Raw genomic sequence first — 26,132 nt, 5'->3', positions numbered from 1 at the left:
GTGCCGGCGCGCCGGCAGGAGGACCCGCTCGCCGAGTACCGCGCCAAGCGGGACCCGGCCCGCACCGCCGAGCCCGTGCCGCCGCCCGGCCAGCCCCTGCCGCGGGGCGACGGCGACACCTTCGTCGTGCAGGAGCACCACACCCCCCGTGGCCGGACGGGGGAGCGGGTGCACTGGGACCTGCGGCTGGAGCGGGACGGCGTCCTCAAGAGCTGGGCCGTCCCGAAGGGGCCGCCGACCACGACGGGACCGAGCCGGCTCGCCGTCCCCACCGAGGACCACCCGCTGGAGTACGCCGCGTTCGAGGGCACCATCGCCGCGGGCGAGTACGGCGGCGGCCGGGTGCGGATCTGGGACGCCGGCCGCTACGCCACCGAGAAGTGGGTGGACGACCACGTGACGGTGGCCTTCGACGGACGCCGGCTGCGCGGCCGCTACGTGCTGTTCCGGCTGGCCGACGGCACCTGGAACGTGCGCAAGCTCGACCCGGGGCCGGCCGCGGTGGAGGCGCCGGCGCCGATGCTGGCCGCCACCGGCGAGCTGCCCGCGGCCGCCCAGGACGGCCAGTGGGGGTACGAGTTCAAGTGGGACGGCGTGCGGGCGGTCGCCGTGGTGCAGGACGGCGCGCTGACGCTCTGGGCGCGCAGCGGCACCGACATCACCGTCCGCTACCCGGAGCTCGCCCGCCTGCCCGCTCAGCTCGCCGGGCACGACGCCGTCCTCGACGGCGAGGTCGTGGCCATGGACGAGCACGGCCGGCCGGACTTCGGCGCGCTGCAGGGGCGCATGCACCGCACCGGCCCGGAGGTGCACCGGATGGCCGCCGCCGCACCGGTCACCTACCTCGTCTTCGACCTGCTCGGCTGGGACGGCGAGAGCCTCCTGGACCTGCCGTACGCGCGGCGCCGGGAGCGCCTCGACGCCCTGGCCCTGGGCGGGCACCGCTGGGCGTCGACGCCGTGGTTCCGCGGCGGCGGCGCCGCGGTGCTGGCCGCCAGCCGGGAGAACGGCCTGGAGGGAGTGGTGGCCAAGCGGCTGGACTCGGCCTACCGGCCCGGCGTTCGCGGCCCGGACTGGCGGAAGGTCAAGAACGTCCGCACCCAGGCGGTCGTCGTCGGCGGGTGGCGTCCGGGCCAGGGCCGCCGGGCCGGCGGGGTCGGCTCGCTGCTGGTGGGCCTGCACGACGACGAGGGCCGCTTCGTCTACGCCGGGCACGTCGGCACCGGCTTCACCGCGCAGGCGCTCCGCGACCTGGAGCCGCTGTTCACACCGCGCCGGACCACCCCCTTCACGGGCACCCTGCCGCGGGAGGTGACCCGGGACGCACACTGGGTCGAGCCGGAGCTGGTCGGCGAGGTGGCCTTCGCCGTCTGGACCACCGACGGGCGGATGCGGCACCCGTCGTGGCGGGGGCTGCGCGACGACCTCGCCCCGGAGGACGTGGTGGAGGAGTGGTGAGGGCGTGAGCCGCCAGCTGGTGCGGGTGGACGGACGGCAGCTGCACGTGTCCAACCTGGAGAAGGTGCTCTTCCCCGAGGTCTCGTTCACCAAGGCCGAGGTGATCGACTACTACGTGCGCATCGCCCCGGTGCTGCTGCCGCACCTGTCCGGCCGGCCGGTGACCTTCACCCGCTGGCCCGACGGCGTGGAGGGCCAGGCGTTCTTCGAGAAGAACAGTGCCCGGCACGCCCCGGACTGGGTGCGGCGGGTGACCGTCCCGAGCCCGGGCAGCTCGCGCGGCCGGGAGACCCTGGACATGGTCATCCTCGAGACCGTCGCCGACCTGGCGTGGGCGGCCAACCTGGCGGCCCTGGAGCTGCACGTGCCGCAGTGGCAGGTCGGCAGCAAGCTGCAGCCGGCGCTGCCCGACCTGCTCGTGCTCGACCTCGACCCCGGGCCGGACGCCGGCATCCTCGAGTGCTGCGAGGTCGCCGAGCGGCTGCGCGAGCGGTTGGTGGCCGACGGGCTGGACCCGGTCGTGAAGACGTCGGGCTCCAAGGGGATGCAGGTCTACGCCCCGATCCGGGTGACCGACCGGGAGCACCCCAGCCGGTACGCGAAGGTCCTCGCCCAGGAGCTGTCGGCCGAGACGCCGGACCGCGTCGTGTGGCGGATGGAGAAGGTGCTCCGCCCCGGCAAGGTGCTCGTCGACTGGAGCCAGAACAACCCGGCCAAGACCACCGTCGCGCCCTACTCGCTGCGCGCCCGTCCCGATGCCACCGTCTCCGCGCCGCTGGGCTGGGACGAGGTGGAGGCGGTCGTCGACGGAGCCGACCCCGGCTCGCTGCGCTTCCGGACCGGCGCCGTGCTCGCCCGCGTCGAGGAGTACGGCGACCTGTTCGACATCGCCGGGGCGCAGCGCGCCGTCCTGCCGAAGGCCTGAACCCGGCCGCCGCGGCCTCGCGCAGGAGCCCGCCGCGAGCGTGCGAGTGGTGGGGGGCACGAGCGCCTTTCTTTGACTGAGTCAAGAAAAGGCGGTTGGGTGGGACCCGATGGAGACGACCTGGGCGGACCGGCTGCGATCGGCGGGGCTGCGCGTGACGCGACCCCGGCTGTCGGTCCTCGAGGTCCTGGCCGACCGCCCCCATGCCGACGCCGACACCATCGTGACCGGCGCCCGTGAGCTGCACCCGTCGCTCTCGCCGCAGCCGGTCTACGGGGTGCTCAGGGCGCTGGTGGCCGGGGGCCTGGCCCGCCGGATCGAGCCCGCGGGTGCGCCTGCGCTGTTCGAGCTCCGGGTCGGCGACAACCACCACCACCTGGTCTGCCGGGAGTGCGGAGTGGTCGCCGACGTGGACTGCGCCGTGGGGGCGGCTCCGTGCCTGACCCCCTCGGACGCGGCCGGGTTCGTCGTCGACGAGGCCGAGGTCGTCTTCTGGGGACTCTGCGCCGGCTGTCAGGCCGCGCGCAGGCAGCACCAGCACGCACCGGGCACCACCAGCAGTTCGATCCGAGGAGGAGTTCGCGCATGACCGACGTCGCATCGCAGGGACCGGCGGCCAGTGAGGCCGACCGGCCGATCCTGACCAACCGTCAGGGTCACCCGGTCTACGACAACCAGAACCAGCGCACCGTGGGTGCCCGTGGCCCGGCCACACTGGAGAACTACCAGTTCCTCGAGAAGATCAGCCACTTCGACCGGGAGCGCATCCCGGAGCGCGTGGTGCACGCCCGCGGGTTCGTCGCCTACGGCGAGTTCGAGGCCACCGGCACGTGGGGTGACGAGCCGATCGAGCGCTACACCCGGGCGAAGCTGTTCAACACCCCGGGCAAGAAGACCGACCTGGCCATCCGCTTCTCCACCGTCATCGGCGGGCGGGACTCCTCCGAGGCGGCGCGTGACCCGCGCGGCTTCGCGGTGAAGTTCTACACCGAGGACGGCAACTGGGACATCGTCGGCAACAACCTCGCCGTCTTCTTCATCCGCGACGCGATCAAGTTCCCCGACGTCATCCACGCCCTCAAGCCCGACCCGGTCACCTTCCGCCAGGAGCCGGCGCGGATCTTCGACTTCATGTCGCAGACCCCCGAGGCGATGCACATGCTGGTGAACCTCTTCTCGCCGCGTGGCATCCCGGCCGACTACCGGCACATGCAGGGCTTCGGCGTGAACACCTACAAGTGGGTCAACGCGCAGGGCGAGACGAAGCTGGTCAAGTACCACTGGCTGCCCAAGCAGGGCGTCAAGAGCATGACCGACGCCGACGCCGCCGTGGTCCAGGGGCAGGACCTGGGGCACGCCTCGAAGGACCTCTACGAGGCCATCGAGCGCGGCGAGTACCCGCAGTGGGACCTCTACGTCCAGCTGATGGAGGACGGCGACCACCCGGAGCTCGACTTCGACCCGCTGGACGACACCAAGGTCTGGCCGGAGAACGACTTCGAGCCCAAGCTCGTCGGGACGATGACCCTCAACCGGAACATCACCGACCACCACAACGAGAACGAGCAGAGTGCGTTCGGCACCGGTGTCCTGGTCGACGGGATGGACTTCTCCGACGACAAGATGCTGATCGGGCGGACGTTCTCCTACTCCGACACCCAGCGCTACCGGGTGGGCCCGAACTACCTGCAGCTGCCGGTCAACTCGGCGAAGAACGCGGTGGTGCAGACCAACCAGCGCGGTGGGCAGATGTCCTTCGGTGTGGACCTCGGCCCCGGCCAGAACCCGCACGTGAACTACGAGCCCTCGATCACCGGCGGCCTGCGCGAGGCCGAGTACCCGACGCACGACGAGCAGGGCCCGGTCATCACCGGCCGGCTCACCCGCAAGCGCATCCCGCTGACCAACGACTACCTGTAGGCCGGTCAGCGGTACCAGCTGCTGGAGCAGTGGGAGAAGGACGACCTGGTCGCCAACTTCGTCACGCTCATCGGCGAGGCCGTGCCCGAGGTCCAGCAGCGGATGGTGTGGCACTTCTTCATGTGCGACGACGAGCTCGGCGCCCGCGTCGGTGAGGGCCTGGGCATCAGCGCGGACGACGTCCGGGGGCTGGAGCCCCTGCAGACGCAGACGCTCAGCGAGGAGGAGCTGGCCCGCGCGGCCAACCTCGGCAAGAACGGCCCGCGCGACGTCACCGGCCTCACGATGACGCACACCGTGCCCAACGAGCGCGTCGTCCTCGCGGGGTGACGCAGGCGGGCCGCGTTCCGCACTGAGCACACGGCGGGCCGCGCCCGGGAGCGATCCCGGGCGCGGCCCGCTGTCGTGCGCGGTGGCTACGGTTCCGCGCATGGACGGCATCGCCGCGCTCTACGACGCCTTCAACGCCCGGGACATCGACGCGGTGCTGGCCCGGTTCGCTCCGGACGTGGACTGGCCCAACGCCTGGGAGGGCGACCGGGTGGTCGGGCACGCGGCGGTGCGCGACTACTGGCTGCGCCAGTGGGACGTCATCCACCCCGAGGTGCACCCCCAGCGGATCCGGGCCCTGCCCGACGGCCGGGTCGAGGTGCTCGTCCACCAGGTGGTGCGCGACCACGACGGCGACCTGCTGGCCGACACCGAGGTGCTGCACACCTACACGTTCAGCCGCGAGCTGGTGTCCCGGATGGACGTCGGCGACCCCGGCGGCCGGCCCTCTCCTGGCGTGCCCTGAGCCTGCTACGGGCTCGGGGAGAGGGTCCTCCTTCAGTCGCGGGGGCGGCGACGGTCCTGCTCGGCGAGGAACCGCTCGAACTCCGCGCCGAGCTCCTCGCCGCTGGGCACCTCGCCGACGTCGCTGAGCAGGTCGGTCCCCTCGCGGGCCGCGGTGAACTGGTCGTACTGCTGTTCCAGCGCCGCCACGACGGCGGTGTTCTCCGGCGACCGGGCGATCTGCTCGTCCACCTCGGTGCGATGCGCCTCGGCGGCCTCCCGCAGCGTCTCGGTGGGCACCAGGAGGCCGGTCAGCCGGGCCAGGTGCTCGAGCAGCGTGAGCGAGGCGGCCGGGGAGGTGGCCTGCGCCAGGTAGTGCGGCACGTGCGCGGCCACCCCGAGCGCGTCCACCCCCGCCTCGCCCAGCCGCAGCTCCAGCAGCGCGGCGACGCTGCCGGGGATGCGCAGCTCGCCCCAGTAGACGGGGTAGTCCTCGATCAGGGCCCGCCGGGTGGCGTGCGCGGTGACGGTGACCGGGCGGGTGTGCGGCACCGGCATCGGGATGGCCTGCAGGCCCACGACCGAGGTCACGCCCAGGCGCTCGGCCACGCCGGCGACGGCCGCGACGAACCGCTCCCAGGCGAGGTCGGGCTCCGTGCCGTGCAGCAGCAGGAACGGCGTCCCGGCGTCGTCCTCGAGGGCGTGCAGCTGCAGCTCGGGGACCTCGAAGGACTCGTACCGGTCGCCGTTGAAGGTCATCCGCGGCCGGTGTGCCCGGTAGTCGACCAGACTGTCGACGTCGAACCGGGCCACCACCTGGTTCGGGAGCGTGGCCAGCAGGTGGGAGCCGGCCAGCGCGCCTGCGTGCGCGGCGTCGAACTCCCCGGTGAGGTCGTACACCAGCACGAGGCCACGACCGCCGGCGGCGTCGGTCACCTGCGCCGCCCGCGCCAGGAACGGCTCGGCCTCGGGGAGCAGCTCGACGAGCTCCTCCGGTCGCTGCGCCACGGTGGTGCCTCCTCGTGGTCGGGTCGTCTACGTGGAGGACAGCCTCCGCGGCGCCCCGCGCATTCCCGCCGTCACCTGTCCGGCGTCACGTGCCCCCGCCCTCCTGGGACGGGCGTCCGGTGCCCTCGGGTGCCGGCGCGGTGACCTGCTCCCGGACCACCTCGGCGCCGTCGACGTCACCGGTCACCTGGGGCCGGGTGCCGTCGTCGGCGATCTCGGGCGACCGGCCGTCGAGCTCGTCGCGGACGTACCGGTAGATGACGGCGATCAGCGCCGCGACCGGCACCCCGAGGAAGGCGCCGGTGATGCCGGCCAGGCTGCCGCCGGCGGTCACCGCGAGGATCACCACCGCCGCGTGCAGGTTGAACCCGCGGCCCTGGATGATCGGCTGCAGCACGTTCCCCTCGATCTGCTGCACCACGAGCACGATGACCAGCACGATCAGCGCGGTCGTGAAGCCCTCGCTGACCAGGGCGATCAGCACCGCGAACGCACCCGCGACGAACGCGCCGATGATCGGGATGAACGCGCCGAAGAAGGTCAGCACGGCCAGCGGGAGCACCAGCGGCACGTCGAGGATCCACAGCCCGATGCCGATGAAGAGGGCGTCGACGAACCCGACCAGGGCCTGCTGGCGGATGAACTCCGACAGGGTGTCCCACGTCTTCTGCGACAGCGCGGCCACGTGCGGCGCGGCCCGGTGGCCGGTCTGCGCCGACAGCCACGGCACCCAGCGCGGCCCGTCCTTGATGAAGAAGAACGCCAGGAGCAGCGCCAGCACCAGGTTGATCAGGCCGTTGCCGACGGCCGTGGCGCCGGTCAGGGCGGCACCGGCGATGTTCTGCGCGTTGTTCTGCAGCGAGTTGATCGCGTTGTCCACGGCCTGGCCGACCTGGTCCTCGCCGAGGTTGAACGGCGGGCCGGACAGCCACTCCTGGACCTCCTGCAGCCCGCCGGTCGCCTGGTCGGCGAGCTCTCCGACCTGGTCGGCGACCGACGGCGCGATCGCGGCGATGATCCCGCCGAAGAGAGCGAGCGCGGCGAGCAGGACGACGGCGGCGGCCAGCGCCGGTGGCCAGCCGTGCCGGCGCAGGAAGCGGGTGGGTGGCCACAGCACGGTGGCGAACAGCAGCCCCAGGATGATGGGCAGCAGGATCACCCAGAGCTTGCCGAGGACCCAGCCGATGACCACCACGCCGGCGGCGATCAGCAGGAGCTGGGCCGAGGCGATGGCCAGGGTCCGCATCGCCCGCCACAGCCGGGGGCCGCGGTCGGCCCCGGGGGCGGGAGCGCTGGTCACCGCCGCCGGGTCGCCGTCCCGAGCGGTGCCGCGCTCCGGCGAGGGGCCGGGGTCCTGCTCCGCTGCGGAGGAGTGGCCGGAGCGGCGCAGCCGCAGGCGATCGTTCACCTTGGGGGGATGTCCGCTGCGGGGCTGGCGGAAACGATCATCGGGCGACCGCCGTAGCGTCGTCGGCATGCCGAGGACCGCCACCGCCGACCGGGTCGACCGCGCCGCGCTCGAGGAGTTCCTGCGTCCGCGTCATCGCGCGCTGCTGGTCACCCGCCGCAGCGCCGGCGGGGTGCAGCTGTCGCCGGTGACCTGCGGGGTCGACGGCGAGGGGCGGATCGTCGTGTCCACGTATCCGCAGCGGGCGAAGGTGGCCAACGCGCGGCGCGACCCGGCTGTCTCGGTGTGTGTGCTGTCGGACGACTGGGACGGCCCGTGGGTGCAGGTGGACGGTCGCGCCGAGGTGCTCGACCTGCCCGAGGCGCTGGAGCCGCTGGTCGACTACTACCGGGCGATCAGCGGTGAGCACCCCGACTGGGACGAGTACCGGGCCGCCATGGCGCGGCAGGGCAAGTCGCTGGTGCGGGTGACCGTCGAACGCTGGGGACCGATCGCGACCGGCGGCTTCCCTCCCGAGGTCGCCGCGACCCTCTGAGTCCGGCCTCCCGGCCGGGGAGCTGACAGGCTGGCCGGGTGCCCTTCGTGCTGATCGCCGACCAGCGGGACGGCCGGCAGGACCCCGATCGGCTCGCCGGTGTCCTGCGCCGGCTCAACGCCGGTGTGCCCGCCGTGCTGCCGTTCGAGCGCACCGCGGAGGCGGAGGTGCAGGGGGTGCTGACCGACCCCGCGGTGGTGGTCGACGTGGTGCTCGACCTGGTGCGCGACTCCGGGTGGCGGATCGGGGTGGGCGCCGGCCCGGTGCCGGGACCGCTGCCCGAGAGCGTCCGCGGCGTCCCGGGGCCGGCCGCCCGCAGCGCGCGCCGCGCCGTGGTGGCAGCCGGCCGGCGCAGCACCCGGCTGGCGGTCCGGGGCGCCGTCCCGCCCGACGCCGCCGACGCGCAGGCGGTGGTCACGGCCCTGGCGGTGCTGGTGCAGCGGCGCAGCGGACCGGCCTGGGAGGCGGTGGAGCTGGTCGCCGGCGGCCGGAGCCAGGCCGCGGCAGCCGCCGCCCTCGGCATCTCCCGGCAGGCGGTGGGGCAGCGGCTGGCGGCCGGGCTGTGGGAGCTCGAGCAGGAGCTGCGGCCCACCGCCGCGCGGTCTCTGGCGCGGGCGGCCGGCTGACCGCCGGCGCGCGCGACGATCACCGTGCGGCGAGAATGGGCGCCGACCGCCGTCCGTCGTCCCTGGGAGTGCTCGTGGCCGTGCCGTCCGCAACCGGCGGGATCCGCAACCTCGAGCTGCTCGGGATCTACACCAACGACCACCTCGCCTCCGCCACGGGCGGGATCGAGCTGGTCACCCGGATGCTCGGCCGGCACCGGGGCACGTCGCACGAGCCGCGCCTGGAGGAGCTGCTCGACGAGCTCCGCGAGGAGCGGGCAGCGCTGCGCACCACGATGGGCGCGCTGGGCATCCCCGTGCGGCAGTACAAGCAGGCCGCCGTCTGGATCGGCGAGAAGCTGTCCCGGGTCAAGCTCAACGGGCGGGTGCTCTCCCGTTCGGAGCTCTCCGACCTCGTCGAGTTCGAGTTCATCGCGACGGCGGTCCTGGCCAAGCGGGCCGGTTTCGAGACGCTGCGGGCGATCGGGGAGGCCGACTCCCGGGTCGACGCCGCGCTGTTCGAGCGGCTGATCGCGCAGGCCGACAAGCAGCACCACTGGCTCGCCGACACCCGCCGGGAGGTGGCCGCGCGGGTCTTCGGCGGTGACCCCGGGGCCGCGGACGCCGCCGCCGACACCTGAGCGGAGGACCGCCGGGGCGGCCCGGTAGAAACGCGTGGCATGTGCCACGACACCGACAGCCGCCCGCCCGCACCGCCCCGGACGGGGGACGTCGCCGAGCGCGGGACCCTCACCCTGACCGGAGCCGACGGCACCGAGTTCGCCGCCGCCTACGCCGCCCCCGCCGGCCCGGCGCGGGTCGGCGTGGTCGTCCTGCCCGACATCCGCGGGCTGCACCCCTACTACGTGGCCCTCGTCGAGCGGTTCGCCGAGGCCGGCCTCCCCGCGCTCGCCCTCGACTGGTTCGGCCGGACGGCGGAGCTGCCGCCGACCGGCACCCGCGAGCAGGACTTCGACTGGCAGACGCACATCCCGCAGACCACCGAGGCCGGCGTGGACGCCGACGTCACCGCGGCGATCGACTACCTGCGCGAGCGCACCCGCCCCGAGCTGCCGGTCGTCACCGTCGGCTTCTGCTTCGGCGGCAGCCACTCCTGGCGGCTCTCGGGCCGGGACGTCGACGTGGCCGGCTGTGTCGGCTTCTACGGGCGGCCGTCGATGGTCGAGGACGTCGTCGCCACCCGCCCCACCCTGATGCTCATCGCCGGCGCGGACGCCGCCACGCCGGTGGAGGACCAGCTCGCGCTGGCCGAGCGGCTGCGCGCCGGGGGAGCCGACGTGCAGACCGCGGTCTACGACGGTGCGCCGCACTCCTTCTTCGACCGCGCCCACGGCGAGTGGGAGGACGCCTGCGCCGACGTCTGGCGCCGGGTGCTCGAGCTGACCGACCGGGTCGCGGCGAGCTGAGGGCCTCCGGGGCGACGGGGGGCGGAGCGGCTCCTACGCTCGCCCCGTGACCGGACAGGACGGCGAGGCGATCGACCCGGGCGTCATCGAGCTGGCGGGGCGGCTGTTCGACATGGCCCGGGGCGGTGCGACCGACGAGCTCGCCGCCTACGTGGACGCCGGGGTCCCGCCGAACCTCACCAACGACAAGGGCGACACCCTGCTCATCCTGGCGGCCTACCACGGTCACGCCGGCACGGTGGCCGCGCTGCTGGCCCGGGGTGCCGATCCCGACGTCGTCAACGACCGCGGGCAGACGGCGCTGGCCGCCGCCGTCTTCAAGCAGTCGACCGAGACCGTCGGCCACCTGTTGGCCGCGGGGGCCGAGCCCGACGCGGGCGGGCCGACGGCTCGGCAGACCGCCGCGTTCTTCGACCTGCCGGCGATGACCGCGCTGCTGGAGCGCGCCGGGTCCTGAGCCCGGGGCCCGGCATGTCAGGCTGGGTCGTGGGTACTGCGGCGCCGCACACGGGGGAGAGCGGAGTGCACATGGTCGCGAAGCACGTGGGTGGGGCCTCCGCAGGCTCGGCCGGGCGCCACCGGCGCACGGCCTGAGCCGGGGGACCCCGGAGATGGTCGCGCAGCCGGGACTGTCCGGAGCCGGGGAGCGGACGGCCGTCCCGGACGCGGTGGGCGCCACCGCGCTGAGTCCGGCCACCGTGGCGGAGGTGGACACGGTCGCGCTCCAGGAGGCGCGGGCGCCCGAGGGAGGGGCGCCCGGCGAGCCAGCACCCCGCGAGGAGCCGCCGGCGATCGAGTCCGCGGGTGGCCTCCCGCGCTGGCTGGTGCTGCTCGTGGGCGGTGCGGCCGCGACGGTCGCGATCGCCGGCGTCCGGTCCATCGCCTGGCTGGTCGGGCCGGTGCTGCTGGCCCTGGTCGTGGTCATCGCCCTCATGCCGGTGCAGCGGTTCCTGCAGCGGCACGGCTGGCCCCGCTGGGCGAGCGCGACGGTCCTGCTCGTCCTCGTCTGGACCATCCTGCTGGCGTTCGTGGCGCTGCTGGTGGTCTCGATAGCCCAGTTCGCGAACCTGCTGCCCAACTACACCGCCTCGGCGGAGGCGCTCCTCGCCTCGGTGGTCGTCGACCTCAACGACCGCGGGATCGTCTCCGGCCAGCTGTCCGACCTGGTCGCCCAGTTCGACTACAGCCAGCTGGTCGGGGTGGCCACCGGCCTGCTCGCCCGGCTCAGTGACGCCGCGACCACGCTGGTGCTGCTGCTGTCCGCGCTGGTCTTCCTGGCCATCGAGTCCGGTGGGTTCGGCCGGCGGCTGGCCCTGATCGCCGCCGAGCGTCCGCACCTGCCCATCGCGCTGGGGCTCTTCGCCCGCGGCACCCGCAGCTACCTGCTGGTCAGCACGGTGTTCGGGGCGATCGTCGCGGTGTGCGACACGGTCGCCCTGGCCATCATCGGCATCCCGCTCCCGGTGGTGTGGGGGCTGCTGTCGTTCATCACCAACTACGTGCCCAACATCGGCTTCGTCCTCGGCCTGGTGCCGCCGGCGATCCTGGGGCTGCTCGGCGGGGGCTGGGGCGAGTTCTGGGCCGTCGTCGCCGTCTACGCGGCGCTGAACTTCGTCGTCCAGACGCTGATCCAGCCCCGGTTCGTCGGCGACTCGGTGGGGCTGTCGATGACCGTCACGTTCGTCGCGCTGCTGTTCTGGGGCTGGGTGCTCGGTGCTCTGGGCGCGCTGCTGGCCATCCCGCTGACCCTGCTCGTGAAGGCGATGCTGGTGGACGTCGATCCGCGCGGGCACTGGCTCGACGCCCTGCTGCGGGAGGAACCCCGGGCGCCGCGGACCAGCCGGGCCCGGCAGCGGGCCAACGCCCGTCGCGCGGCGCTGGCCTCGGTCCGGGCGATGCACCCGCACCTGCCCGGCCGGAGGCATGCCGGGGACCGGGCGGCCCCGCACGACTGACGACGATCGGGGGAGCGTCGCGGAGCTGGTCGTGATGGCCGGCCTGCAGGGCAGCGGGAAGTCGACCTGGGTGGGGGAGCACCTGGCCGGCACGCACACGGTGGTGAGCAAGGACCACTGGCCGAACGCCCGACGGCGGGAGGCCCGGCAGCGGCGGGTCGTGGCGGAACTGCTGGCGGAGGGGCGCGGCGTCGTCGTCGACAACACCCACCCCACCCCCGCCGACCGTGCGCCGCTGGTGGCCGCCGCACGGGCGGCCGGCGTCCCCGTGCGCGCGGTCTGGCTGGACACCCCGCTGGCCGTCTGCGTGATCCGCAACGACGCTCGGGCGGGCCGGCTGCGGGTGCCGCCGGCAGGGTTGTACGGGACGGCCGCCCGCTTCGTGCCGCCGGCGGTGGGCGAGGGGTTCGACCGGGTCGACGTGGTCCGCTCGGGCTGACCGGCACGCCGGGTCGGGCCGGGGGCGGCCGTGCTGGTAGACCATGCTCAGCCCTGTCGTCGTCCCCCGGAGGTCCCGCCCGTGCTGGCCAGCATCGGATACGCCGTCGCCTACACCGGGGTCGGCATCGCGCTGCTGGTCCTGGGCTTCCTCGCCCTGGACCTGCTCACCCCCGGCCGGCTCGGCCGGCACATCGAGCAGGGGTCGGTCAACGCGGGTCTGGTGCTGGGCACCGGGTTCCTCGGGCAGGGCGCGGTCGTCTTCGCCGCGATCTGGACCAACGCCACCAACGGCTTCGGGGACGCGCTGCTCTGGACCGTCGTGTTCGGCGTGCTCGGCGTCCTGCTGCAGGGGCTGGCCTTCCTCGTGCTCGACGTGCTCATCCCGGGCAAGCTCGGCAGCCACGTGACCGAGGCGGCGTTCCACCCGTCCAGCCTGGTGCTCGCCGCCGTCCAGTTGTCGGTGGCCGCCATCGTGGTCGCCAGCATCTGGCCCTGACGACACCCTCGCGGCGCTCACCTGCGCGGACTCCGCGCGGGCTCCGCGCGGCGACCCGCCGGGCCCTACCGGTGGGTAGCTGGGGCGCTGCGCGGCCGTACCGTGTCGGGGGCGCCGGACGGCGCGGACACGAGAGGGACGATCCATGAGCGACTCGAACAGCACCGCCACCCGCGTGGCCATCGTGACCGGAGCCGCTCGCGGCATCGGGGCGGCGACCGCCCTCCGGCTGGCGAAGGACGGGTTCGCCGTCGGCGTCCTGGACCTGGACGACAACGCCGGCAAGGACACCGTGCAGGCCATCGAGGCCGCCGGCGGACGGGCGCTGGCGGTGGGTGCCGACGTCAGCGACGCCGAGCAGGTCGAGGCCGCGGTCGCGCGCGTCGCCGCCGAGCTCGGTGCGCCGACGGTGCTGGTGAACAACGCCGGCGTCATCCGCGACAACATGCTGTTCAAGATGACCGAGTCCGACTGGGACACGGTCATGAACGTGCACCTGCGCGGCGCCTTCCTGATGACCCGCGCGGTGCAGAAGCACATGATCGACGCCCGGTGGGGCCGGATCGTCAACCTGTCGAGCACCTCGGCGCTGGGCAACCGCGGCCAGGCCAACTACTCGACGGCGAAGGCCGGTCTGCAGGGCTTCACCAAGACCGTCGCGATCGAGCTGGGCAAGTTCGGCGTCACGGCCAACGCCATCGCGCCCGGCTTCATCCAGACAGAGATGACCAAGGCCACCGCCGACCGGGTCGGCGTGGCCTTCGAGGACTTCATCGCGCACGCCGCCAAGGAGATCCCGGTCCAGCGCGTGGGTCAGCCCGAGGACATCGCCCACCTGGTGTCCTTCTTCGTGAGCGAGGGTGCCGGCTTCGTGTCCGGCCAGGTCGTCTACGCCGCGGGCGGTCCGAAGGCCTGAGAGAGGCCCCTCCCCGCCACTCGCACGCTCGCGACGCGTCCCGGCAGGGGGCCGTCGCACGGGGCCCGGCCGCGTCGCGGCCGGGCCCTGACGCGTCCTCGGATCCGCGTGACACGCTGCACACCGTGCAAAGTTGCACACTGTGCAGCGAGCTGGTGTACTGCTCGGCGTGACCGGACCCGGCCTGCGTGAGCGCAAGAAGCAGGACACCCGGACGGCGCTGGCCGCAGCGACCCTGCGCCTGGCCGCGGAGCACGGCTGGTCGGCGGTGACCGTGGAGCAGATCGCCGCGGAGGCCGGGGTCTCCTACCGCACGTTCTTCAACCACTTCTCCTCCAAGGAGGAGGCGCTGCTCCAACCGCGCGGCGCCGGGACCGGCCGCTTCGCCGTCCTCCTCGCCGAGCAGGACCCCGCCCTGCCGCCGCTGGCCGCCGCCCGCACGGCGCTGCGCGCGGAGCTGGCGACCCTCGACGACGACCGGGAGGCCTGGCGGCAGCGCCTGTCGGTCCTGGCCGCCGAGCCGACGCTGCTCGCGCGGGCGGTCGAGGTGGGCACGGCCAACGAGCGCGAGATGGCCGGCGCCCTGGCCCAGCGCACCGGTCAGGACGTCCAGCGCGACCTGTACCCCACGCTGCTGGCCGCCGTCCTCGGTGCCGCGCTGCGCGTCACCCTCGTCCGCTGGCAATGCGCCGGCGGATCACCGGACCTGCCCGACCAGTTCGACGAGGCCCTGAGCCTGCTCGCCGCCGGCCTGCCCGCCCCCTCACGGGACCACTGACCTCTCCGTCGCCGCGGGTCCGCCTGCGGTGCCGGCCCCCGCCCGCCCGCCCCACCCTCGAGGAGTTCTGCGTGTCCGCGATCACCGAGCCCGCCGTCCCGGCGGGGACCCCGGAGCCGTCGGCTCCGGCGCCCATGAGCCGCCGGGAGGTGCTGCAGGCACTCTCGGGCCTGTTCATGGGCATGTTCGTGGCCATCCTGGCCGCGACCGTGGTGTCCAACGCGCTGCCCACGATCATCCCGGACCTCGGCGGCAGCCAGTCGGTCTACACCTGGATCGTCACGGCGGAGCTGCTGGCGATGACCGCCACCGTGCCGCTGTGGGGCAAGCTCGCCGACCTGGTCAGCCAGAAGCTGCTGATCCAGCTCTCGTTCGGCCTGTTCGTCGTGGGTTCGGTCCTCGCCGGGGCGGCGCAGGACACCACCACGCTCATCGTCGCCCGGGTGCTGCAGGGCGCGGGTGCCGGTGGCCTGACCGCGCTCGTGCAGATCGTGATGGCGGCGATGATCCCGCCGCGCGAGCTGGGCCGGTACGCCGGCGTCTTCGGCGCGATCTTCGCGGTGGCGACGGTGTCCGGGCCGCTCATCGGCGGCGTCATGGTCGACACCTCGTGGCTGGGCTGGCGCTGGTGCTTCTTCCTCGGTGTCCCGTTCACCCTGCTGGCGATGCTGCTGATCCAGAAGACCCTGCACCTGCCCGCCGTCACCCGCCGCCGGGTGCACGTCGACTGGCTCGGGGCACTGCTGCTCACCGCCGGCGTCTGCACGCTCCTGGTCTGGGTCACGCTGGCGGGCAACCGCTACGACTGGCTCTCGGTCGAGACCGCCGTCCTGGTCGGCGCCAGCGTCGTCCTGCTCGCGCTCGCCCTGGTGGTGGAGGCGCGCTCGCCCGAGCCGATCATCCCGCTGCACCTGTTCGGCAACCGCACCGTCGCCCTCGCCATCGTGGCCAGCGCGCTGGTCGGCATCGCGATGTTCGGCGGGACGGTGTTCCTCTCGCAGTACTTCCAGGTGGCGCTGGGCTACTCGCCGACCGCGGCCGGCCTGCTCTCGCTGCCTCTGGTGGCCGGGCTGCTGGTGTCCTCGACCGTCGCCGGTGCGCTGATCACCAAGACCGGGCGCTGGAAGCGGTTCCTGGTCGCCGGCGGCGCGCTGATGACCCTCGGCTTCGGTCTGCTCGCCACGATCGACGCCGCGACCTCGACCTGGCTGCTCGGCCTCTACATGCTGGTGCTCGGCGCGGGTGTCGGCATGCTGATGCAGAACCTCGTCCTCGCCGCGCAGAACGACGTCCCGGCCGCGGAGCTGGGCACGACGACGTCGGTGGTCTCGTTCTTCCGCAGCCTCGGCGGCACCATCGGCGTCAGCGTGCTGGGCGCTGTGCTGGCCGGCCGGGTCGCCGCGGACCTGAGCGTCCTCGGCGGCACGGGCGAGGGCGGCGAGGCCGCGGTGCCCGACATCTCGGTGCTCCCGCCGGAGGTGGTCGCGCTGGTCCAGCACGCCTACGCCGACGCGACCGCAGAGCTGTTCCTCGTCGCCACACCGCTGGCCGCGCTCGCGCTGGTCACCGTCCTCTTCATCCGGGAGAAGGCGCTGAAGACCACGTCCGGGGCGCAGCGGCTGGCCGAGGAGCAGGCGGCGGCGCACTGAGCGGATCGGCATAGCCGGGCTGGAGGGGCGGTTGTACGGAGTGTGACCTCCTCGCCCCTCCGCCTGGCCCTCCTCGGTGACTCGATCGCGTACGGCTCCGGCGCGGCCCGGGCGACGGACACGCTCGGGCCGCGGCTGGCCGCCGAGCTGGCGGCCGCGGGGTACGACGTCGACCTGCACGTCCTCGCCGTCCCCGGCGCGGTGTCGCGCGACCTGGCCGCCCAGGTCCGCCGTGCCGTCCCGCTGGCGGCCGACCTGGCGGTCGTCGTGGTCGGAGCCAACGACCTCGCCCGCCTCGTGCCGCCGGCGCAGGCGGCCACCGCCCTCGGCGAGGCGGTGACCGGGCTGCGCGCGGCGGGGATCGACGTGGTCGTCGTCCCCGCGCCGGACATGTCGGCGGTTCCGTTCGTGCCGCCGGCGCTCCGCCCGGCCGTGCAGGCGGCGTCGGTGCAGCTGCAGCGTTCGCAGGCAGCACTCGCCCGGGCCGCCGGGGCGGTGGTCGCCGAGGTGTCCGAGGCCGTGGGGACGGCGTTCGGCACCGACCCCGCGCTGTTCTCCGGGGACCGCTTCCACCCCTCCTCGGCCGGCTACGCGCTGATCGCGCAGAGCCTGACGCCGCACGTGGTCGCCGCCGCGCACGCCCGCCGGGACGGCGCCGCCGCCTGAGGCCTCCCTGAGGGAGACGGCTCGATCAGGCCAGGTGGTGCACCTCCGGCAGGCCGTACACCGGCGTCGGGATGCCCACCTGGCGGGCCTTCAGCTGCAACGCCAGGTACAGCGAGTAGTGCCGTGACTGGTGCAGGTTGCCGCCGTGGAACCACAGCGCCTCCTGCCGGGTGGGCTTCCACATGTTGCGCTGCTCGCCCTCCCACGGGCCGGGGTCCTTGGTCGTGTCCGAGCCGTGGCCCCACACCTTCCCGACCCGGTCGGCCACCGCCTGGGAGATGAGGTCGGCCGCCCAGCCGTTCATCGACCCGTAGCCGGTGGCGTAGACGACCAGGTCGGCCGGCAGCTCGGTCCCGTCGGCGAGGACGACGGCGTCCTCGGTGAGGTGGTCGACCTGGCTGTGCGCCAGCCGCACGTCACCGTTGGCCACCAGGTCGGCGGCCCCCACGTCGATGTAGTAGCCCGAGCCGCGGCGCAGGTACTTCATGAACAGCCCGGAGCCGTCGTCGCCCCAGTCGAGCTCGAAGCCGGCCGCCTCCATCCGTCGGTAGAACTCGGCGTCGCGCTCCTTCATCTGCTCGTACAGCGGGATCTGGAACTCGTGCATGATCCGGTAGGGCAGCGACGCGAAGACCAGGTCCGCCTTCTCGGTGGTGACGCCGGCGGCCACCGCCTCCTCGCTGTAGAGCGCGCCCAGGCCGATCTCCATGAGGCTGTCGCTGCGGACGATGTGGGTCGACGTCCGCTGCACCATGGTCACGTGGGCGCCGACCTCCCACAGCGCCCCGCAGATGTCGAACGCCGAGTTGTTGCTGCCGACCACCACGACCTCCCGGCCCGCGTACGCGTCGGGGCCGGGGTGCGCCGAGGAGTGGTGCTGCTCGCCGCGGAAGACGTCCTGGCCGGGCAGCTCCGGCACGTTCGGCTTGCCCGACATGCCGGTGGCCAGCACCAGGTGCCTCGGGCGCAGCGTCATCGGCCGGCCCTCGCGCTCGACCTGGACGGTCCACTCGCCGGCCTCCGGTGAGTAGGTGGCCGACGTCGCCACGGTGCTCGACCAGTACGGGACCTCCATGACCCGCACGTACGACTCGAGCCAGTCGCCGATCTTGTCCTTGGGGGAGAACACCGGCCAGGTGTCCGGGAAGGGGAGGTACGGCAGGTGGTCGTACCAGACGGGGTCGTGCAGGCACAGCGACTTGTAGCGGTTGCGCCACTGGTCGCCGGGACGGGGGTGCGCGTCGATGACCACGCTGGGGACGCCGAGCTGCCGCAGCCGGGCGCCGAGCGCGATGCCGCCCTGGCCACCGCCGACGACCAGGACGTACGGCTGGGTGGTGACGCCGAGGGTGGCGTCCTCCGCCTCCCGGCGTTCGGCCCACGTCGTGCGCTGCCTGTTGGCGCCGTGCTCGGCGCCCATCGGCCGGGCCCGCCCGCGTGGCTCCTCGTGGCCGGTCAGCTCGACGAGCGTGGTCAGCAGCGTCCACGCCCGCGGCTGCCCACCCTCGTCGACGAGCCGGACCAGCCCGCGCCCTCGCCCCACGGCGGTCTCGAAGGTGAACCAGGCGGTGGTCACCCCGTCGGCCTCCTCGGGGAGCTCCTGGAGCGCCCAGTCGCGCGGGTCGGTGGCCTCCAGGGTGTGCTCGAGCAGGTCCCGGGCGCCGGCCGGGTCCTCCACGGTGGTGAGGTTCCACGAGAAGGAGACGAGGTCGCGCCAGAAGCTGGTGGCCGCGAACAGGCCCGCGGCGCGGTCGACGTCGCGTGCGGTGAGTGCGTCGGAGAACGCCGTCAGCCACACCTGCGCGCGGTCGGCGGCCGGTGACGTGGAGCCGGCGGGACGGTCGATCGTCTGGGTCATGCCCTGCCTCCAGCGGCGGTGCGGGGACGGTCGGGTGCAGCAGACCGCGGGCTCCCTGCGGCGGGGCAGGGGTCGCACCGCCCAGGGTGGGTGGCGGAGGTCACACGTGGCAAGGGGCCGCACGCCCCGTGCCGTCGGGTCAGGAGGCGCCGGCCAGCAGCTGGGCGAGGTGCACCCCGGACCGGCCGGCCAGCTGGTCGAGCTGCGTGCGGCAGGAGAACCCGTCGGCGAGGACGACGGCGTCCGGCCCCGCTGCCCGGACGGCGGGCAGCAGCTGCTGCTCGGCGATCGTCACCGACACGTCGTGGTGTCCCCGCTCGACACCCCAGTTGCCGGCCAGGCCGCAGCAGCCGCCCAGCCGGCGCACGCTCGCGCCCGCCTCCCGCAGCAGGCGCTCGTCGGCCGCCCAGCCGAGGACGGCGGCGTGGTGGCAGTGCGGCTGGGCGACGACCTCGACGCCGGCCAGCGACGGCGGCGACCAGCCCGGCGTCTCCCGGAGCAGCTCGGCGAGGGTGCGGGTGCCGGCGGCCAGCGCGGCCGCGGCCGGTCCGGGCACCAGGTCCTGGGCCTCACCCCGCAGCACCGCCGTGCACGACGGCTCGACGCCGACCACCGGGATCCCGGCCTCGGCCAGCGGGGCGAGCAGGCCGACGGTGCGCGACAGGGTGCGCCGTGCGGCGTCCAGCTGGCCGGTGGTGATCCACGTCAGGCCGCAGCAGGCCTCCGCCGGTGGCACCTGGACCCGGTAACCGGCGTCCTCCAGCACGGCGACGGTCGCCTCGGCGACCTCCGGCGCGAAGTGGTCGGTGAACGAGTCCACCCAGAGGGCGACCGGCCGCCCGTCGCCGTCGCGGGCGGGGCGGTCGGCCCACCACTGCCGGAAGGTGCGCTCGGCGAAGGGTGGCAGGCTGCGCCGCTGGTCGACGCCGGCACCCCACCGCGCCAGCCGGCCGCCGACCCGGGAGGTCATCACCGCGTTGACCAGGCGCGGCGCGCGGGCGGCGAGATCGGACCACCGCGGCAGCCGGCCGAGGGTGTAGTGCGAGCGCGGCCTGATCCGGCGCCGGTAGGACTGGTGCAGCACCTCCGCCTTGTAGGAGGCCATGTCCACCCCGGTCGGGCAGTCGCGGGAGCAGCCCTTGCAGGACAGGCAGAGGTCCAGGGCCGCGTGCACCTCCGGGGACCGCCAGTCCCGCACCGGCCCGCCCGGGGCGAGCATCTCCTGCAGCACCCGCGCCCGGCCCCGGGTGGTGTCCTTCTCCTCGCGGGTGGCCGGCCAGGAGGGGCACATCACCCCGCCCGAGGCCTGCAGGTCGGCCCGGCACTTGCCGACGCCGGTGCAGCGGTGCACCGCCGTGCTGAAGTCACCGCCGTCGTGCCGGTAGGCCAGCGCGAGGCCGGCGGTCGCACGGGGGGCGGCGGCCACGCGGATGTCGTCCTCGACCCGCGCCGGGCGGACCAGCACGCCGGGGTTGAGCACGTCGGCGGGGTCGAACAGCCCCTTCACCCGCTCGAAGAGCGCCAGGACGCCGGGGGAGTACATGCTGGCCAGCAGCTCGCTGCGGGCCCGTCCGTCGCCGTGCTCCCCGGAGACCGAGCCCCCGAAGCGGGCCACGAGGGCGGCCGCGTCGGTGACGAACGCGCGGTAGGCGGCGCGCCCCCGGTCGGGGGAGCGGTCCCCGAGCGGGAAGTCGATGCGGACGTGCACGCAGCCGTCGCCGAAGTGGCCGTAGGGCACGCCCTGCAGCCCGTGGCCCGCCAGCAGCTCCTCGAAGCCGCGCAGGTAGGCCCCCAGCTGCTCCACCGGGACGGCGGCGTCCTCCCAGCCGGCGTGGGCGGGGCGACCGTCGGGAGTCCGGGCCGCCAGGCCGGCGACGTCCTCCCGGATCCGCCAGATCGCCTCGGCCTCTCCCCGGTCGGTGACCACCAGGGAGTCCACCGCCCCGGCGTCGGCCAGGACGCGTGCGGCCTTGCCCTCCACCTCGGCGACCGTGTCGCCGGTCAGCTCGACGATCAGCCAGCCCCCGCCGCGGGGCAGCTCCGGCACGACCGCGGCGGGCACGTCGCGCAGCCGCTGCACGATCCGCTGGTCCAGGCCCTCGCAGGCGGTCGGCTCGTGCCGCAGCAGGCCCGGGGTGGCGTCGGCGGCGTCGGCCATCGTGGGGTAGCCGAGCACCACCAGCCCGCGGTGCGGGGCGTCGGTGACCAGCCGGACGGTGGCCTGCCGCACCACGGCGAGGGTGCCCTCGCTGCCGACCAGAGCCCGCGTCACGTCGAAGCCGCGCTCGGGCAGCAGGTGCTCCAGCGAGTAGCCCGACACCTGCCGGCCGAAGCGGCCCAGCTCGGTCCGGATGGCGGCGAGCTCGACGTCCACCAGTCGCCGCAGCTCCCCGAGCACTCCTCCGGCGGCGTCGGGGGCTCCGGCCGCCGCCGGGGCACCCAGGGCCAGCCGGTCGCCGGCGCCGGTGACGACGTCGAGCCCGACGACGTTGTCCGACGTCCGGCCGTAGCCCAGCGCCCGCGAGCCGCAGGCGTTGTTGCCGATCATCCCGCCGATCGTGCAGCGGTTGTGCGTGCTCGGGTCGGGCCCGAACCGCAGCCCGTGCGGCTTGGCGGCCGCCTGGAGCGCCGACTGCACGACGCCGGGGTCCACGGTCGCCGTCCGGGCCTCGGGGTCGATCGCGTGCACCCGGGTCAGGTACCGGCTGGTGTCGAGCACCACGCCGGGGCCCACGGCGTTGCCCGCGATCGAGGTGCCCGCCCCCCGGGCGGTGAGGGGCACGCCGAGCTCGCGGCAGACGGTGAGCACGGCCTCGATCTCGTCCGGGTGCCGGGGCCGCACCACCGCCCGGGGGAGCACGCGGTACAGCGAGCCGTCGGAGGAGTACAGCGCGCGGGCCAGGCCCGAGTCGTCCACGTCGCCCACGCCGGCCCGGCGCAGCGCGGGGAGCAGGTCATCGGGGGAGGAACCGGCCCTGGTCACCCTGCCAGTCTCGGCCCGGCCCCCGCAGCGCGCCGCGCGGGGGTCAGGCCACCGGGCCCGAGGGGTCGTCGGGCAGGTGCGTGCGCGCCCACAGCGCAGCCGACGTGCGGTCCCGGACGCCGATCCGCTGGAAGACGCTGGTCAGGTGCGCCTTCACGGTGCCCTCGCGGATGCCCAGCGCCCGCGCGATCTGCTTGTTCGCCAGGCCGCGCCCGACGAGCGCGAGCACCTCCTGCTCGCGCTCGGTGAGGTCGGCGCGGGCGGGGCTCCGGCGGGCGTGCAGGACCGTGCGCGCCACGCGCGGGTCCAGCGGGGAGTGGCCGCGAGCGGTGGAGCGGATGGCGGCGAGCAGGTCGGCCGGCTCGGTGTCCTTGAGCACGTACCCGGCGGCGCCGGCGTCCAGGGCCTCCATGACCCGCTGCTGGTCGGAGAACGAGGTCAGGACGAGGACCTCGACGTCGGGGTGGGACTCCATGATGCGGCGGGTGGCGGCGACGCCGTCCATCACCGGCATGGACAGGTCCATGAGCACCACGTGCGGAGCCAGCCGGGTCACCGCATCGACCGCCTCGGCGCCGTCGGCGGCCGTGCCGACCACGCGCAGGTCCTCGGCGGCGGCGATCAGGCCGGTCAGGCCGGACCGCATGAGGGCGTGGTCGTCGACCACCAGGACGTCGATCACGGCAGGGGCACCGTCAGCCGCAGGCCGGTGCCGGCGCCCGGGGCGGTGCGCAGGTCGAGGCCGGCGCCGTGGGCGGCGGCCAGGTCGGCGAGCAGCCGCAGGCCCAGGTGACCGTCGCGGGTCTCGGCGGCGACCGGCGCACCGGCGAACCCCACCCCGTCGTCGGTGACCTCGAGGACCAGCGCGGCCGGGGTCTGCGTCAGGGTCACCTCCACGGTGTGCGCCCGGGAGTGCTTGACGACGTTGCGCATGGCCTCCTGGACCGTGCGCAGCACGAGCTCCGCCACGTCCGGCGGCGGGTCCAGGTCGTCGGGCACCGACACCCGGACGTCGACGCCGCGCGGGCGCAGCCGGCCGGCCAGGTCGGCCAGGGCCATCGGCAGCCCGGCCCGCTGGAGGGTGGGTGGGTAGATCTCGACCAGCAGCGAGCGCAGTGACCCCACCGACGCCCGCAGCGCCGAGGCCGCCTCTCCCAGGACCTCGGCGACCTGCCGGGGAGAGCCCCCGGCCTGGTCCCGGCGCAGCTCGTCGGCGGCCCGGGCGACCAGCAGCGCCGACGCCGACACGTCCTGCACGATCCCGTCGTGCAGGCTGCCGGCGATCCGGCGGCGTTCCTCGGTGGAGGCGTCCAGCGACCGCTGCTGGAGCAGCTCCCGTTCCCGCTGGGTGTTCCGCAGCTGGCTGACCATCCGGAAGCCCAGGGGGAGCTGCACGGCGACCAGCGTCAGCACCACGGCAGCGGAGATCGGGACGAACTCCCACCAGATCTCCACCTGGCGGGCGGTCGCCTGCCCGTAGGTCGAGTAGGTCTCCAGGAGCAGGGTCTGCCCCCCGGGGCCGTCGATGTGGCGGTAGACCTCCAGGAGCCGTCCGAACGGGCGCTCGAACCGGTTCTCGGGCCTGCCGAGATCGCTCACCCCGGCCCGGGTGACGCCGTCGTCCAGCGCCCGCTTGTCCTCCTCGTCCAGCGGGTAGGACATGCCGATCAGCCGCGGCTCGTCGGAGTACAGGATCGTGCCGTCGGCGTCCCAGATCTTGACCCGGATGACGCCGACGCGGGCCAGCCGGTCGGGCAGCTTGGCGTCGAGGTCGGCGATCGCCGCCGGGTCGCCCGCCAGCAGCGGCTCGCCGATGTTGGGCTGGACGAGGAGCACGGCGAGCAGGTCGGTGGTGCGACGGGCGTCGGCCAGGGCCTCGTCCTCCGCCGCCTCGACCCCGGCCCACGCGCCGCCGGCCAGCAGCAGGATGACGGCGGCGAGGTTGGCCAGGACGAACCGGCCGACCACCCGGCGCACCGACGGCGAGTGCGGCCGGCGCTCGGCTTGCGCGGGGTCGACCAGCGGGACCCAGCCCGACGTCCCCTGCGCCGGCACCCCGGCGTCTGCGACAGCCGTCCTGTGGCCCGTGGCCATACCCACCCCCGTCGCGCCGACGGCGCATCATGGCCGACCCACGACTCCGGGCCGGCGCCAGCTGTTCCGACACGGCCCTGTCGGGGAGTTGTGCCACCTCCATGGTCGCGTGCGCAAGGGGACGGAGGTCCTACGACCTCGCCGGCGTGTCCGTCATCCGATGAGATGGCGCCACAGGCGCTGCACGCGGCCGGGCTCCGCGTCGTCGCCGTCGTCGTCCGGCAGGCAGACCGCTGCCCGCCGGCCGGCGCGGCCCAGCGCGGTGGCCCACTCGGGGTCGTCGAGCAGCTCGGTGACGGCGAGCGCGAGCGCGGTGGGGTCGTCGGGCGGGACCAGCAGGCCGGTCTCGCCGTGGCGCACCACCTCGGGCAGCGCGGCGACGGGGGTCGCCACCACCGGCCGGGCGCTCTCCAGCGCGACCCGCAGCGGGAGGAGCGGGGAGCATGCTCCCGCCCAGCGGTCCTCCCGGTGCGGGAGCACCAGCATCGTGCACCGGTGCACGGCCGTGCGGACGGCCGGCGGCGGCAGCGGCCCGCAGAAGTCGACCCGGTCGGTGAGTCCGAGGTCGTCCGCGTGCCGTCGCAACGCCCGGCTCAGCGGTCCGCCGCCGACGACCTCGAGGCGGAGCTCGGGGCGGTCCTCGGCCAGCAGGCCGAAGGCCGTCAGCAGCGTGTCGACGCCTCCGGGAGGCGCGAGCGGCGAGACGCACAGCAACGAGCGCAGGTAGGTCGCCGTTGCGCCGGCGGTCATGTCGTGCTCCCTCGGTCGACCCCCCGGGGGAACTCCACCACCGCGGCGGTCGGCCGCGCACCTGGACGGCCGTTCTACGACTCCTGCGCGCCGACCTGCGCGGATGCCGTCACCAGAGGGTCAGCGAGCGGGTGAGGATGCCGGCCACGTCCTCCTCGCTGACGTCCTTGGGTGCGGTGGCCAGCAGACGCTGCTGCTTCATGGTGCCCTCGACGAGGTCGGGGACGTCGCCCTCGTGGTAGCCGACGGCGCCGATGCCCGCGGGGAGGTCGATGTCGCGCATCAGCGCGGTGAGGACCGCCGGGAGGAACTCCGCCGGGTCGTCGGTCTGCTCGGCGTCGGGGGCCAGGAGCCGGGCGGCGCGCAGGTGCCGCTCGGGCGCCGCGTCGAAGGTGAACCGGAAGGCCTCGGGCGCGGTCAGGGCGACCGACATGCCGTGCGGGACCATCGGCTCGTCGGCCGGGTAGTCCTTGGGGTGGAAGTCCCTGACCCGCCCGGCGATCGGATAGGCGTTGGCGTGCGGGATGTGCACCCCGGCGTTGCCGAAGCCCATGCCCGCGAAGGTCGCGGCCATGGCCATGTCGGCGCGGGCGTCGACGTCCTCGCCGTTGCGGACGGCGGTGCGGAACGACCCGGCCAGCAGACCCATCGCCTTCTCCGACCACATGTCAGCGATCGGGTTGGCGCCGCAGTAGGGCACCCGCTGCTCGGGCGTCTTGTGCTCGAAGGTCGTGTAGGGCCGGGCGGTGTAGCTCTCCAGGGCGTGGCAGAGGATGTCCATCCCCGCAGCGGCGGTCACCCCGGCCGGCTGCGTGCGGGTGAGCGCCGGGTCGACGACGGCCATCGTGGGCCGCAGGCGGGCGTGGCTGATGCCGGTCTTGACCTTGAGGGCCAGGACGTCGAGCACGCAGATGGTGGTGCTCTCGGCCCCGGTCCCCGTGGTCGTCGGGACGGCGACCAGCGGGTTGAGCGGGTTGACCGGCGCCCGGCCCTCGCCCACCGGCTGGTTGACGTAGTCCATGAGCTCACCGGGGTTGGTGGTGAGCAGGTTGACCGCCTTGGCGGTGTCGATGCTCGACCCGCCGCCGACGGCGACGATGGCGTCCCACGGGCCGTGCTCGCGGGCCCAGTCGACGGCGACCTGCAGGCTCTCGTCGGTCGGCTCGACGCGGCTGCCGGCGAAGACACGGGCCTCGATGCCGAACCGCGTCATCTGGTCGGCGACCCGCTGCGGGTGGCCCGTGGCGGCCACGCCCGGATCGGTGACCACGAGCACCCGCCGGGCACCGGTCTGGCTGAGGTCGTAGCCGATCTCGTCGGAGGCGCCCGGCCCGAACTTCAGCTGTGGCGCGCCGTAGGTGAAGACGCTCTCCGGGTTCGCGGGGGTGTGGCTGGCGGTCGACGACATCGGCGGGCCCTCCTCGATCGGCGGGGACTCGGGTGCAGGTCGCTGCGAGTGTCCTGCGCGGAACCGCGCGAGGCCAAG

The 26,132-nt window shown here is 74.5% G+C and carries 25 protein-coding genes and 1 pseudogene; 18 read left to right on the top strand and 8 right to left on the bottom strand.

All coding sequences use genetic code 11. The features are described from left to right. The 6 genes and pseudogenes from ligD (GCU56_RS12605) to GCU56_RS12585 all read left to right on the top strand — a co-directional run bounded on the left by ligD (GCU56_RS12605) (position 1) and on the right by GCU56_RS12585 (position 5,099). Positions 1–1,458, top strand: coding sequence for a non-homologous end-joining DNA ligase (gene ligD, locus GCU56_RS12605; RefSeq protein ID WP_163482091.1), 1,458 nt, complete (start codon positions 1–3; stop codon positions 1,456–1,458). A gap of 4 nt (positions 1,459–1,462) precedes the next feature. Then, on the top strand, positions 1,463–2,383 hold the full coding sequence (gene ligD / locus GCU56_RS12600; protein WP_163482090.1) for a non-homologous end-joining DNA ligase: 921 nt from the start codon (positions 1,463–1,465) through the stop codon (positions 2,381–2,383). A 109-nt stretch (positions 2,384–2,492) separates the two neighbouring features. Then, entirely contained in the window at positions 2,493–2,972 is a 480-nt protein-coding gene (locus GCU56_RS12595; protein ID WP_163482089.1) for a Fur family transcriptional regulator, read from the top strand. Continuing rightward, positions 2,969–4,303, top strand: a complete 1,335-nt coding sequence (locus GCU56_RS12590) for a catalase (protein ID WP_275585861.1) — start codon at positions 2,969–2,971, stop codon at positions 4,301–4,303. Before GCU56_RS12595 ends, GCU56_RS12590 begins: the two co-directional genes overlap by 4 nt. Positions 4,304–4,315: 12 nt before the next feature. Continuing rightward, a pseudogene (locus tag GCU56_RS24650) lies at positions 4,316–4,633 on the top strand (catalase-related domain-containing protein); the annotation flags it as partial. Between the two features lie 100 nt (positions 4,634–4,733). Next, positions 4,734–5,099, top strand: a complete 366-nt coding sequence (locus tag GCU56_RS12585) for a nuclear transport factor 2 family protein (protein ID WP_163482088.1) — start codon at positions 4,734–4,736, stop codon at positions 5,097–5,099. A gap of 32 nt (positions 5,100–5,131) precedes the next feature. Here GCU56_RS12585 and GCU56_RS12580 read toward each other — a convergent pair whose 3' ends face one another. Then, entirely contained in the window at positions 5,132–6,085 is a 954-nt protein-coding gene (locus GCU56_RS12580; RefSeq protein WP_163482087.1) for a PAC2 family protein, read from the bottom strand. Positions 6,086–6,170: 85 nt separating this feature from the next. Continuing rightward, positions 6,171–7,493, bottom strand: coding sequence for an AI-2E family transporter (locus GCU56_RS12575; protein ID WP_345771809.1), 1,323 nt, complete (start codon positions 7,491–7,493; stop codon positions 6,171–6,173). Positions 7,494–7,560: 67 nt separating this feature from the next. On the opposite strand from GCU56_RS12575, the gene GCU56_RS12570 reads away from it, so the two are divergent. From GCU56_RS12570 to GCU56_RS12515, 12 genes are all read left to right on the top strand, one after another. Next, complete coding sequence (locus tag GCU56_RS12570) at positions 7,561–8,028, top strand: PPOX class F420-dependent oxidoreductase (protein WP_163482085.1); 468 nt, start codon at positions 7,561–7,563, stop codon at positions 8,026–8,028. Between the two features lie 38 nt (positions 8,029–8,066). After that, the gene (locus GCU56_RS12565; RefSeq protein WP_163482084.1) at positions 8,067–8,654 is read left to right on the top strand and encodes a hypothetical protein; all 588 of its coding nucleotides are present in this window, start codon (positions 8,067–8,069) and stop codon (positions 8,652–8,654) included. A gap of 80 nt (positions 8,655–8,734) precedes the next feature. Beyond that, positions 8,735–9,274 carry a hypothetical protein gene (locus tag GCU56_RS12560; protein WP_345771808.1) on the top strand — a complete coding sequence of 180 codons (540 nt, stop codon included), beginning with the start codon at positions 8,735–8,737 and terminating at the stop codon, positions 9,272–9,274. A 39-nt stretch (positions 9,275–9,313) separates the two neighbouring features. Beyond that, a complete protein-coding gene (locus GCU56_RS12555; protein ID WP_163482082.1) occupies positions 9,314–10,060 on the top strand; it encodes a dienelactone hydrolase family protein in 747 nt (248 codons plus the stop codon). Between the two features lie 46 nt (positions 10,061–10,106). Further along, positions 10,107–10,517 carry an ankyrin repeat domain-containing protein gene (locus GCU56_RS12550; protein ID WP_345771807.1) on the top strand — a complete coding sequence of 137 codons (411 nt, stop codon included), beginning with the start codon at positions 10,107–10,109 and terminating at the stop codon, positions 10,515–10,517. A gap of 154 nt (positions 10,518–10,671) precedes the next feature. Beyond that, positions 10,672–12,015: an AI-2E family transporter gene (locus GCU56_RS12545; RefSeq protein ID WP_163482081.1), complete on the top strand. Its 1,344-nt coding sequence runs from the start codon at positions 10,672–10,674 to the stop codon at positions 12,013–12,015. 34 nt (positions 12,016–12,049) lie between these two features. Beyond that, a complete protein-coding gene (locus GCU56_RS12540) occupies positions 12,050–12,454 on the top strand; it encodes an ATP-binding protein (protein WP_163482080.1) in 405 nt (134 codons plus the stop codon). Positions 12,455–12,535: 81 nt separating this feature from the next. Next, positions 12,536–12,952, top strand: coding sequence for a DUF350 domain-containing protein (locus GCU56_RS12535; RefSeq protein ID WP_163482079.1), 417 nt, complete (start codon positions 12,536–12,538; stop codon positions 12,950–12,952). 145 nt (positions 12,953–13,097) lie between these two features. Continuing rightward, entirely contained in the window at positions 13,098–13,868 is a 771-nt protein-coding gene (gene fabG, locus GCU56_RS12530) for a 3-oxoacyl-ACP reductase FabG (RefSeq protein ID WP_163482078.1), read from the top strand. Between the two features lie 169 nt (positions 13,869–14,037). Next, positions 14,038–14,646, top strand: a complete 609-nt coding sequence (locus tag GCU56_RS12525; protein WP_163482077.1) for an acyl-CoA-like ligand-binding transcription factor — start codon at positions 14,038–14,040, stop codon at positions 14,644–14,646. Between the two features lie 71 nt (positions 14,647–14,717). Further along, positions 14,718–16,295 carry an MDR family MFS transporter gene (locus tag GCU56_RS12520; protein ID WP_345771806.1) on the top strand — a complete coding sequence of 526 codons (1,578 nt, stop codon included), beginning with the start codon at positions 14,718–14,720 and terminating at the stop codon, positions 16,293–16,295. 42 nt (positions 16,296–16,337) lie between these two features. Continuing rightward, the gene (locus GCU56_RS12515) at positions 16,338–16,961 is read left to right on the top strand and encodes a GDSL-type esterase/lipase family protein (protein ID WP_163482076.1); all 624 of its coding nucleotides are present in this window, start codon (positions 16,338–16,340) and stop codon (positions 16,959–16,961) included. 25 nt (positions 16,962–16,986) lie between these two features. On the opposite strand, the gene GCU56_RS12510 is transcribed toward GCU56_RS12515, so the two are convergent. The 6 genes from GCU56_RS12510 to GCU56_RS12485 form a co-directional block, all read right to left on the bottom strand. After that, positions 16,987–18,819 carry a flavin-containing monooxygenase gene (locus tag GCU56_RS12510; protein WP_163482075.1) on the bottom strand — a complete coding sequence of 611 codons (1,833 nt, stop codon included), beginning with the start codon at positions 18,817–18,819 and terminating at the stop codon, positions 16,987–16,989. A gap of 139 nt (positions 18,820–18,958) precedes the next feature. Then, complete coding sequence (locus GCU56_RS12505; RefSeq protein WP_163482074.1) at positions 18,959–21,802, bottom strand: FAD-linked oxidase C-terminal domain-containing protein; 2,844 nt, start codon at positions 21,800–21,802, stop codon at positions 18,959–18,961. A 43-nt stretch (positions 21,803–21,845) separates the two neighbouring features. Next, a complete protein-coding gene (locus GCU56_RS12500; RefSeq protein WP_163482073.1) occupies positions 21,846–22,484 on the bottom strand; it encodes a response regulator in 639 nt (212 codons plus the stop codon). After that, a complete protein-coding gene (locus GCU56_RS25200; protein ID WP_163482072.1) occupies positions 22,481–23,857 on the bottom strand; it encodes an ATP-binding protein in 1,377 nt (458 codons plus the stop codon). Before GCU56_RS25200 ends, GCU56_RS12500 begins: the two co-directional genes overlap by 4 nt. Positions 23,858–24,049: 192 nt before the next feature. Next, on the bottom strand, positions 24,050–24,646 hold the full coding sequence (locus GCU56_RS12490) for a glycosyltransferase (RefSeq protein ID WP_163482071.1): 597 nt from the start codon (positions 24,644–24,646) through the stop codon (positions 24,050–24,052). A 109-nt stretch (positions 24,647–24,755) separates the two neighbouring features. Then, positions 24,756–26,054, bottom strand: coding sequence for a hydroxyacid-oxoacid transhydrogenase (locus GCU56_RS12485; RefSeq protein ID WP_163482070.1), 1,299 nt, complete (start codon positions 26,052–26,054; stop codon positions 24,756–24,758). Positions 26,055–26,132 lie beyond the last annotated feature (78 nt).

Origin of the sequence: Geodermatophilus sabuli (genome assembly GCF_010686765.1) — a bacterium.
GTDB classification, from domain to species: Bacteria; Actinomycetota; Actinomycetes; order Mycobacteriales; family Geodermatophilaceae; genus Geodermatophilus; species Geodermatophilus sabuli_A.
The sequence above is the reverse complement of the archived record's forward strand: the minus strand, read 5'-3'. Positions and strand labels throughout refer to the sequence as shown.